Here is an 11041-nt window from a genome sequence, read left to right on the forward strand (position 1 = left end):
TCCACCTCCGTACCCAATTACTACAACATCTTTTAATTCTTGAAGGTCTTCTTCTAATCGAATAGTTACAGAAGATTGATTTTCATAAACTAATGTTTGATTTTTAAATCCAATAAAAGAGAACGTAATTTTTTGTCCTTTTTTAAGATTTGATAATGTAAAATTACCATCAAAATCAGTCGCAGTCATAGTGTTAGTACCTTCGATTGCTACGGCTACGCTTGGCAATGGCTGTTGCGTTTTACCCTCTAAAACAACACCTTTAAGTGTGTTTTGTGCAAACATCCCTATCGGAAAGATAAGTAAGAAAAGTAGTAACTTTTTTTGCAGTGTTTTCATACAAATTGTTTAGGTTAAAATTGTTTTTAATTGCTTATAACTTTACTTCTAATGTTAAATTTATGTAAAAATTTGGTATAAAAAAATTGAAGGCCAAAAAAGAGGTTGCGAAAACGTTTTCGTGTTGAAAACTTTGTGGTTATCGCGATATTTTTAGGAGAAAAATGCGATACTTCAAAAAAAAAAGTTACTTTTAAAGCATATTAACAATTAGCTTTTTCCCGATGAGAAAAAAAGTCACGCTTAAACAAATTGCTAAAGAACTAGACGTATCGATTTCAACCGTGTCAAAATCGCTTCGTGACAGCCACGAAATTAGTGAAGATACCCGTTTAAAAGTGCAAGCTTTTGCCAAATTATACAACTACAAACCCAATAATATTGCCCTAAGTTTAAAAAACAAAAAAACAAAAACCATTGGCATCATAATTCCAGAAATTGTACACCATTTTTTTGCGACCGTCATTAGTGGAATCGAACAGGTAGCCAACGAAAATGGATACAATGTAATCGTATGTTTGTCGGATGAATCTTTTGATAAGGAAGTCATCAATCTTGAAATGCTCGCCAACGGCAGTACCGATGGTTTTATCATGTCGTTATCCAAAGAAACCCAACAGAAAAAAGACTTTCACCACATTCAAGAAGTCATCAACCAAGGAATGCCAGTAGTTTTGTTTGATCGTGTAACCAATGATGTTTTCTGTGACAAAGTAATTATTGATGACAAACAAGCTGCCTTTGATGCCGTGCAATTTCTCATTGAAAAAGGGTTTCAAAAAATCGCACTAATTACCACTGTAGATTATGTGAGTGTTGGAAAATTACGAACCGATGGTTACAAAGAAGCTTTGAAGGCCCACCATATTGCTATCGATGAAGAGCTTATCATTAAAATAGAAGATATTGACAATTGTTCCCTCAAAATTGAAAACCTCATCCAATCTAAAAAATGTGAGGCAATTTTTGCGGTGAACGAATTATTTGCCGTTACCGCGATTAAGATTGCAGCGCAAAACAACCTAAAAGTTCCCGAGGACGTCTCGGTTATAGGCTTTACCGATGGAATCATTTCGCAATTTTCAACGCCAAGTATTTCTACCGTGAGCCAAAACGGTATAAAAATGGGACGTAAATCCGCACAAATGCTCATTGATCGCCTGGAGTTAGAGGACGAAGAAAACGAACAATACACCACCGAAATAATTGAAACCAATCTCATCATTAGAGAATCTACTACAACGAAATAGTTATAGCCAAATAATTAATAAACAGCCATTTGTGCATTTTATTTTTCTTTAAAAAGAATTTTAACTGCAAAAAAAATATTGTATTATTTGAATTTTTATTTTTAAATTTACCACATCAAAGCTTATAACTTCACTTCTAAACACAATAAGTTTTGATAAGCAAAGTGCTTATCGTATTTTAATTTAATTTACGATAATGAAAAAACCGAATTTAAGTTTTTGGCAAATCTGGAATCTTAGTTTCGGATTCCTTGGTGTGCAAATTGGCTACTCATTGCAAAATGGTAACACCAGTAGAATTCTCGAAGCATTAGGTGCAAATGTTGACAAGATCAATTATTTTTGGCTAGCTGCTCCTTTGGCAGGTTTAGTCGTGCAACCCATTATTGGACTTTCAAGTGATAAAACTTGGACCCGCCTTGGAAGACGGATTCCATTTATCTTGTTAGGGTCTATAATTTCTGCCTTGGCGATGTTTTTCATGCCCAATTCTGGAAATTTTGCCAACCTTTTGCCTGCATTAGTTTTTGGAGGACTGATTTTGTTAATAATGGATACTTCATTCAATATTACCATGCAGCCTTTCCGTTCTTTAGTGGGCGATATGGTCAACGATGAACAAAAAAATCTAGGTTATTCATTGCAAAGTGCCCTTATCAATTTTGGAGCTGTTTTCGGATCTTTATTGCCCTGGATATTAGCAAAACTAAACGTAGCAAACGTTCCAGCCGCAGGGGAAAAAGTGGCCGATTCTGTTATTTGGTCCTTTTACATTGGAGGTGCCATTTTATTGCTTAGTGTCCTTTGGACCGTATTCAAAACAAAAGAATATGCACCTAAAGAACATGCTGAATTCAATAATATTGATCTCAATGCTCCGGAAGTAAAAGAAAAAACAAACCTCATTGAACTCCTAAAAACAGCGCCAAAAATTTTCTGGCAGTTGGGCTTGGTTCAGTTCTTTTCCTGGTTTGCTTTATTTTTAATGTGGGTTTACACTACCCGAGGAATTGCCAATCAAGTTTGGGGTGATGCTGCTGCCGACCCACATTCACTTGCTTTTAACGAAGCTGGCGACTGGACCGGCGTATTGTTTGCCTTTTACAGTGCTGTTGCAGCTATTTTTGCACTAAGCATTCCATACGTTGCAAAAAAAATAGGTCGTAAAAAAACCTACAGCTATTCGCTTATTTTTGGAGGTGTTGGACTGATCTCTATGTATTTCTTTCACGACAAATACATCTTGTTTTTCTCCATGATCGGTGTAGGAGTTGCTTGGGCAGCCATTTTGGCCATCCCATATGCAATGCTTTCTAGTTCGCTTCCCGCCAATAAAATGGGGGTATATATGGGGCTTTTCAACGGAACCATTACCATACCACAAATTGTAGCGGGCGCCTTGGGAGGAATTATTTTAGGGGTTCAAAAAGGAGGCATCTTTTATAATGAAGCCAACGAAAAATGCTTTGAAGTTGCCGATAAAGGACTGTTTACTGGAAACGCCATTCTTATGATTGTTGTAGCCGGAATTTCGTTACTTATCGCCGGATTAGCCGTTACTACTATCCAAGAAAAATCGGAGTAAAATGAACAAAAAAGCATTTATTTTTGACCTCGATGGTGTCATTGTTGATACCGCAAAATACCACTTTTTGGCCTGGCAAAAACTAGCTAACCAATTGGGAATTCATTTTACACACGAACACAACGAATCCTTGAAAGGTGTTAGCCGTGTTCGTTCTTTAGAAATTATTTTAGCCCTTGGTAATGTACAAGCTACAGAAGCCGAAAAAAACAAATGGTTGGTTCAAAAAAATGAAGAGTATTTGTCCTACCTGGTAACCATGGATGAGAAAGAACTCTTGCCAGATGTGCCTCGTGTATTGGCCTTTTTAAAAGAACACCAACAATTTATTGCACTCGGATCGGCCAGTAAAAATGCCCGACCTATTTTAGAAAAAACAAACATATTGCACTACTTCGATGCTATAGTTGACGGAAATGATGTGTCCAACGCAAAACCCGATCCTGAAGTATTTATTAGAGCCGCCCACTTGGTTGGTGTTTCCAACGCCAACTCCATCGTTTTTGAAGATTCTGTCGCTGGAATTCAGGCAGCAAACACTGCACAAATGATAAGCGTAGGTATAGGTGATCCTCTAGTATTACACGAAGCACAATACAATTTCAAGGATTTTACCTCATTAGAGGATGCCTTTTTAGAAAAACTAATAAATTAAAATATTTTAAAGTATTCGAGGCAACTTGAAACCTTTAACTTGAAACAAAATTATAATGAACCAAGATTATATTAAACCCGACAATTGGTCGATTATTGAAGAAGGATTTGATGCAGAGAAAGTGAAATCGTCTGAAAGTTTATTCAGCATCGGTAACGGTGCTATGGGACAACGTGCTAATTTTGAAGAACACTATTCAGGCCCTACTTTTCAAGGAAGTTATATCGCTGGTATTTATTATCCCGATAAAACAAAAGTGGGTTGGTGGAAAAACGGTTATCCAGAATACTTTGCCAAAGTACTAAACGCTCCCAATTGGATCGGAATTGACATTGAAATTAACGGAGAAAATTTTGACTTAGCTGCTTGTCGCTCGGTACAAAATTTTCGTCGAGAATTGAACATGAAAGAAGGTATCTATTACCGTTCTTTTGAAGCTACTTTAGCTAATGGTACTGAAATTGAAGTAAACGTACGCCGCTTTTTATCTTTAGATTGCGATGAAGTGGGTTGCATTAATTATGAAATTACCGCATTAAACTCTGATGCAAAAATTGCATTCAAACCCTACCTCGATGCAGGTGTGCATAATGAAGACGCCAATTGGGAAGAAAAATTTTGGGAACCTATTAAAGTAAAGCATAACGGAAACGAAGCTTTTGTTACGGCACGAACGTTTAAAACGCATTTTACGGCGACTACGTTTATGCAAAACAGTATTTTATTAGAAGGTTCTAATTTGAGCATTGCTCCTGTAAGCGTTCAAGAAACCAACGAAAAAATACAATTTTGTTATGAAGTAGCGGTTGCAAAAGGACAAACGACTACTTTACAAAAAATGGGCGGATATACCGTTTCCATGAATCATGAAAACACGGTTAAAGCAGCCGAAAATGTAATTGCTAAAGCTTTAGAAATTGGAATGAGTCAATTGACGAAACTTCAAAAAACAGCTTGGGCAAAAATTTGGGAAATGAGCGATATTACCATTGAGGGTGATGTTAAAGCGCAACAAGGAATTCGTTTCAATATTTTCCAATTGAATCAAACTTATTTGGGGAAAGATTCGCGCTTGAATATTGGACCTAAAGGATTTACAGGGGAAAAATATGGCGGATCTACATATTGGGATACCGAGGCCTATTGTATTCCTTTTTATATGGCAACCAAAGACCAGCAAGTAGCCCGAAACTTATTAGCGTACCGCTACAACCAGTTGGACAAAGCCATTGAAAATGCAGAAAAATTAGGATTTAAAAATGGCGCGGCTTTGTATCCAATGGTAACCATGAATGGTGAAGAATGCCACAACGAATGGGAAATTACCTTTGAGGAAATTCACAGAAACGGAGCCATTGCTTTTGCCATTTATAACTACTATCGTTTTACAGGCGATTATTCTTACATTCCTGAAAAAGGATTAGAAGTATTAATTGGGATTGCGCGCTTTTGGCACCAAAGAGCCACGTTCTCAACGCACAAAAATAAATATGTGATTTTAGGTGTTACAGGGCCAAACGAGTACGAAAACAACGTAAACAATAACTTTTATACCAACTATATTGCGAAATGGTGTATCCAATATACACTGGAGCAAATCGAAAAAACTGCGGGTGAATATCCGGATGATTATGCACGCATCAGTAACAAAGTAAAAATTGATGCAACAGAAATGACCGATATGAAAAAGGTTGCCGATAACATGTACTTCCCGTATTCTGAAGAACATGGCGTATACCTCCAACAAGATGGCTTCTTGGATAAAGAATTGATAACAGTAGCTAATTTAGACAGATCACAACGACCTATCAATCAAAAATGGTCGTGGGACAGAATATTGCGTTCGCCCTATATCAAACAAGCCGACACCCTACAAGGCTTTTACTTCTTTGAAGATCATTTTACCAGAGAAGAATTAGAAAAACACTTTGACTTCTATGAACCCTTTACGGTACATGAAAGTTCCCTATCGCCTTGTGTGCACTCCATTCAAGCTGCTGTTTTAGGCAGAATGGAACAAGCATACACCTTTTATTTACGCACCTCGCGTTTAGACTTAGACGATTACAACAAAGAAGTAGAAGAAGGATTACACATTACTTCAATGGCAGGAACGTGGATGAGTATTGTAGAAGGATTTGGTGGCATGCGTGTTAAAAATAATCAATTGCATTTTGACCCAAAAATTCCAAAAGAATGGGAAGGCTATTCGTTTAAAGTCAATTTTAGAAATGCCATCGTAAAAGTACAAGTGAATCATAACGGTACGCAAGTTTCAATTGAAGGCCATAAAGATGTGGAAGTAATTGTTAACGGAACACCTCAATTAGCATAATGAATATGAAAAAGTATTTTGTTTCAGTAGTTCTCGTCTTATTTTCTATCACTGGAAGTGTGGGGCAAGAATTTCAATCGCCCAATGGAAATTTCAAAATGATCTTTACCTTGGAAAAAGACGGTACCCCAACCTACCAACTCTTTTTAAAGAATAAAGAAATTATTAAAAAAAGTAAACTGGGATTAGAACTTCAAAAAGACAGTAAATCATTGATCAATGATTTTAAATTGGTCAACGAAGTACGAAATACTTTTGATGAAACCTGGAAAACTGTTTGGGGAGAAGAAACTGACATTCGTAATCAGTATAACGAATTAGCGCTAACGCTAAAACAAAACGAAACCGATCGTTTGATCGTTGTTCGTTTTCGTTTATTCAACGACGGACTAGGATTTCGCTATGAATTTCCACAACAAAAAAACTTGACCTATTTTGTACTGAAAGAAGAACGCACAGAGTTTGCCATGACAGGAGATCATACTGCTTTTTGGATTCCTGGCGATTATGACACGCAAGAATATGATTATACCGAAAGTAAATTATCAGAAATTAAAAATTTATTTCGTGGCGCTGTTACTGGAAATGCCTCTCAAAAACAATTTTCAGATACAGGGGTACAAACGGCATTGCAGTTAAAAACAGCCGATGGTATTTACCTCAATATTCACGAAGCGGCTTTGATCAACTATTCGTGTATGCATTTGAATTTAGACGATGCAAATTTTGTCTTTCAATCGCATTTAACCCCCGATGCCAAAGGAAATAAAGGTCATTTACAAGCCCCTTGTGTATCGCCATGGCGCACCATTATTGCCAGTTATGATGCCCGCGATATTTTAGCCTCAAGAATGACCTTAAATTTAAACGAACCCTGTAAAATTGAAAATACGTCTTGGATTAAACCAGTGAAATATGTAGGTGTTTGGTGGGAAATGATTACCGGAAAAAGTTCGTGGTCCTATACCGATGATGTCCCTGCCGTGCAATTAGGCATTACTGATTATTCAAAAGTAAAACCCAATAAAACACATGCTGCCAATACAAAACATGTAAAAGAATACATCGACTTTGCAGCATTACATGGTTTTGATGCCGTTTTAGTAGAAGGCTGGAACGAAGGTTGGGAAGATTGGTTTGGAAAAGAAAAAGACTATGTTTTTGATTTTCTTTCGCCCTATCCCGATTTTGATGTTAAAGGCATTCAAGAATATGCCCAATCCAAAGGAATTAAAATGATCATGCACCACGAAACTTCGGGTGCAACCAGAAACTATGAACGCCATATTGATCGCGCCTACCAATTCATGAAAGACAACGGGTATAATGCGGTAAAAAGTGGCTATGTAGGGAATATTTTACCCTTAGGCGAATACCATTACAGCCAATCGATATTAAATCACTACCAATATTGTGTAGAAAAAGCAGTAGACTATCAAATCATGGTGAATGCCCATGAAGCGGTTCGACCTACTGGAATTTGCAGAACGTATCCTAATCTTATTGGAAATGAATCCGCTAGAGGTACAGAGTTTCAAGCATTTGGCGGTTCAAAAGCCAATCACACTACCCTATTGCCCTTTACGCGATTGATTGGCGGCCCTATGGATTATACCCCTGGAATTTTTGAAATGGACATTGCCAAATTAAATCCGAATAATAATTCTCATGTCAATACAACCATAGGAAACCAATTAGGCCTTTATGTCATCATGTACAGTCCGCTTCAAATGGCAGCCGATTTACCCGAACATTACAACCAATTCTTAGACGCCTTCCAATTTATAAAAGACGTTCCTGTTGAATGGACAACTTCAAAATATTTAGAGGCAGAACCTGGATACTATATCACAACAGCCCGAAAAGATATAAATTCGAACAATTGGTTTGTGGGGAATTCAAACGGCTACCAAAAAAGAACGTCAACAATAGCGCTTGATTTTCTTGAAAAAGGCAAAAAATACGAAGCCACGATATATGCCGATGCACCAAATGCAGATTACAAAACCAATCCACAAGCTTATAAAATAAGCAAACAAAAAGTTACAAATAAAACCAAATTACAATTGTTTACCGCTGCGGGTGGTGGCTATGCAATTAGTATCGTTGAGGTAAAATAAAAAATCGAGTCAGCAATTCATTCAAAAAATAAATTATGAAAAAAATAATTTTATCCTTCAGTATCCTATTCTCACTTTCGTTATCGGCACAAATAGACCGAATGGAGCCTCCTTTCTGGTATGAAGGCATGAACAAAAGTGAGGTACAAGTTTTGTTTTACGGAAAAAATATCGCTGAAAATTCTGTAAGTGTTTCCAATAATGTGGTGATCACGAGCCGCACCAAAACGGAAAATCCGAATTACCTATTTGTAACCATAGATACAAAAAATGTAAAAGCACAAGATTTACAGTTTACGTTTACGAATGGTAAAAAAACCTTCAAAAAAGGCTTTGAAATCAAAAAAAGAAAAGAAAATTCGGCACTTCGCAAAAGTTTTGATGCATCCGATGTCATGTATTTATTGATGCCCGATCGTTTTGCTAACGGAAATCCAAGCAACGACTCTTCAAGCGAATTGCAAGAAAAAGGAAATCGTAGCTTGCCTGGCGGAAGACATGGGGGCGATATCCAAGGCATCATTAACAATTTGGATTACCTTAAAGAACTTGGTGCTACAGCTATATGGAGTACGCCCATGTGTGAAGACAATGACAATGGCTATTCCTATCATACCTATGCGCAATCGGATGTGTATCGCATTGACCCAAGATATGGTAGCAATGAAGAATACAAAAAATTAGCCGATGAGTTGCACAAAAGAGACATGAAATTAATCAAAGATTATGTAACCAATCACTGGGGTGCTGAACATTGGATGTTTAAAGATATGCCTGCTTATGATTGGTTTCATCAATTTCCTGGATACAAACAAAGCAACTACCGCATGACCACTCAATATGACACAAACGGATCTAAAATAGATGCTAAATTGTGTATGGACGGTTGGTTTGTGCCTAGCATGCCCGACTTAAACCAATCAAATCCATTGGTATTGAATTATTTGATTCAAAATGCCATTTGGTGGATTGAATATGCCGATTTAGATGGATTTCGTGTAGATACTTATTCGTATAATGACAAAGATGGAATTGGAAAGTGGACCAAAGCGATTACCGATGAATATCCGTATTTCAATATTGTAGGAGAAGTTTGGATGCACGATCAAGCACAAATTTCGTACTGGCAAAAAGACAGTCCGATTGCTAAAATTCAAAGTTACAATTCCTACTTACCCAGTGTAATGGATTTTACCTTACACGATGTTTTTGGTAATGTATTCTATGAAGATCGAACGGACTGGAATAATGGAATGTTTCGTTTTTATGACAATTTTGTAAATGATTTTCTCTATGCAGATCCTAATAATTTATTAATCTTTTTGGAAAATCACGATACCGGTCGCTACAATCAAATTTATCAAAAGGATATCAAAAAGTACCAATTGGGTATGACACTTTTAGCTACTATGCGAGGTATTCCACAATTGTATTATGGTTCTGAAATAGGAATGGCTGGAGACAAAGGCAAAGGAGATGCTGATATTCGCCAAGATTTTCCTGGCGGATGGAAAGGCGACAGCAACAACGCTTTTACGGCTACTGGAAGAACCGCTGAACAAAACAAGTTTTTTGATTTTTCGAAAAAAATATTGAATTGGCGCAAAAATAAAGCCGTTATTCATTCGGGTAAGTTAACGCATTATGTACCCGAAAATAATGTGTATGTATATTTCCGTCATAACGATACAGAAACCGTAATGGTAATAATTAATAATGCGCCCGATACACAAAAAATAAACCTTACGCGTTTTCAAGAAAACATCAAAAACTTTGTTTCTGGAACAGACGTATTGGATGGAAAAACCATTGATTTGAAAAACGAACTATCCATTGAAGGTAAAACAGCCTTAATTTTAGAACTTAAATAAGTAAAAGAAAATGAAAAAAATCTTTATTATTTGGAGCGCAATCGCAATGATGGGTTGCAAAAATAACTCAGAAGATATAGCAAGTACAACAATTGAAAAATTCAGTCCAGCTATAGAAGAAAGCAGCGTTATTTATGAAGTAAATATCCGCCAGTACTCTCCAGAAGGAACCTTCAATGCCTTTACAAAAGACATTCCGCAATTGAAAGAATTGGGAGTGAAAATTATTTGGGTTATGCCTATTTTTCCGATTTCACAAACCAAAAGAAAAGCAACAGGTGGTGATAACAGTAAATTTGCCTCGGAAATGCCTGCCGCAGAGCAACACAAATATTTAGGAAGCTATTATGCCGTTTCTGATTTTACAAAAGTAAATCCCGAATTTGGCACCATTGAAGACTTCAGAAATTTAGTAAAAACTGCACACGAAAATGGAATTTATGTAATCTTGGATTGGGTGCCAAATCATACGGGTTGGGATCACGTTTGGATCAAAAATCATCCTGAATATTACACCAAAAATGCTAAAGGAGAAATTATTGACCCGATCAATCCAGAAACGGGTAAATCATGGGGTTGGACCGATGTGGCCGATTTAAATTATGACAATAAAAATCTACGAGCAGCCATGACTGCCGATATGATGCATTGGATCAAAAATGAAGATATTGATGGATTCCGTTGTGATGTAGCCGGAAATGTTCCTTTGAATTTTTGGCAACAAGCCATTCCGAAATTGCGCAAACAAAAAAGCATATTCATGTTAGCAGAAGCATGGGAACCCGCTTTGTTAAAAGACAATTTATTTGATATGGCTTATGGCTGGGAGGGACACCACACACTAAACAAAATAGCACAAGGAAAAGAGACGGTTAAAAATTTTGAT

The 11041-nt window shown here is 36.8% G+C and carries 8 protein-coding genes; 7 read left to right on the forward strand and 1 reads right to left on the reverse strand.

Features of this window, described 5'->3' with window-relative positions:
- Nucleotides 1-339: carboxypeptidase-like regulatory domain-containing protein (locus ACIQ6Z_RS07545; RefSeq protein ID WP_396210299.1), on the reverse strand; the 339-nt coding region annotated here is incomplete at its 3' end.
- A gap of 224 nt (nt 340-563) precedes the next feature.
- On the opposite strand from ACIQ6Z_RS07545, the gene ACIQ6Z_RS07550 reads away from it, so the two are divergent.
- The 7 genes from ACIQ6Z_RS07550 to ACIQ6Z_RS07580 all read left to right on the forward strand — a co-directional run.
- A complete protein-coding gene (locus ACIQ6Z_RS07550; protein ID WP_396210300.1) occupies nt 564-1589 on the forward strand; it encodes a LacI family DNA-binding transcriptional regulator in 1026 nt (341 codons plus the stop codon).
- A 196-nt stretch (nt 1590-1785) separates the two neighbouring features.
- On the forward strand, nt 1786-3174 hold the full coding sequence (locus ACIQ6Z_RS07555) for an MFS transporter (RefSeq protein ID WP_396210301.1): 1389 nt from the start codon (nt 1786-1788) through the stop codon (nt 3172-3174).
- A 1-nt stretch (nt 3175) separates the two neighbouring features.
- Nucleotides 3176-3829, forward strand: a complete 654-nt coding sequence (gene pgmB / locus ACIQ6Z_RS07560) for a beta-phosphoglucomutase (RefSeq protein ID WP_396210302.1) — start codon at nt 3176-3178, stop codon at nt 3827-3829.
- Nucleotides 3830-3884: 55 nt separating this feature from the next.
- Complete coding sequence (locus ACIQ6Z_RS07565; protein ID WP_396210303.1) at nt 3885-6164, forward strand: glycoside hydrolase family 65 protein; 2280 nt, start codon at nt 3885-3887, stop codon at nt 6162-6164.
- 5 nt (nt 6165-6169) lie between these two features.
- On the forward strand, nt 6170-8284 hold the full coding sequence (locus ACIQ6Z_RS07570; protein WP_396210304.1) for a glycoside hydrolase family 97 protein: 2115 nt from the start codon (nt 6170-6172) through the stop codon (nt 8282-8284).
- Nucleotides 8285-8319: 35 nt separating this feature from the next.
- Nucleotides 8320-10155: a glycoside hydrolase family 13 protein gene (locus ACIQ6Z_RS07575; protein ID WP_396210305.1), complete on the forward strand. Its 1836-nt coding sequence runs from the start codon at nt 8320-8322 to the stop codon at nt 10153-10155.
- 10 nt (nt 10156-10165) lie between these two features.
- Nucleotides 10166-11041 (forward strand): alpha-amylase family glycosyl hydrolase (locus ACIQ6Z_RS07580; protein ID WP_396210306.1); only part of this gene is annotated, 876 nt, incomplete at its 3' end.

It is taken from the genome of Flavobacterium sp., assembly GCF_044376915.1.
Lineage (GTDB): Bacteria > Bacteroidota > Bacteroidia > Flavobacteriales > Flavobacteriaceae > Flavobacterium.